Raw genomic sequence first — 450 nt, forward strand, 5'->3', positions numbered from 1 at the left:
CGGCGGCGCCGCCGAGGTCAACGCTAAGTACGGTCCAGAGCCGGGCTTGCGGATCTACACCCACCTGTCGGACATGCACGGCTCGTTCCATACCCGGGTGCTGTCGGCCACTTCCTCGGAGGCGCCCTATGTGCTCGACGGTCTGATCGGCCGCGGTGGCGGCGAGCACTACACCGACACCGGCGGCGCCACCGACCACGTGTTCGCGCTCTGCCATCTGCTGGGCTACCGGTTTGTGCCTCGCTTGCGCGATCTCCAGGACCGCAGGCTAGCTATCATCGGCGCCAAGCCGCGCCATAGCATCCTCGAACCCCTGCTCGGACGGCCGATCCGCGTCGATGTCATCGAAGAAAACTGGGAGGACATCGTCCACCTGGCGGCGTCTCTGAAGGCCGGTTCCGTCGCACCCTCGGTGATGCTCAAGAAGCTGTCGGCGTTCAAACGGCAAAA

1 protein-coding gene is annotated in these 450 nt (G+C 65.3%); it reads left to right on the forward strand.

Annotated elements, in window-relative coordinates; all coding sequences use genetic code 11:
* The coding region (locus AX690_RS13025; protein WP_156449662.1) for a Tn3 family transposase at positions 1-450 on the forward strand (450 nt) is incomplete at both ends.

Origin of the sequence: Caulobacter sp. CCH9-E1 (genome assembly GCF_001556515.1) — a bacterium.
Taxonomy (GTDB): Bacteria; Pseudomonadota; Alphaproteobacteria; order Caulobacterales; family Caulobacteraceae; genus Caulobacter.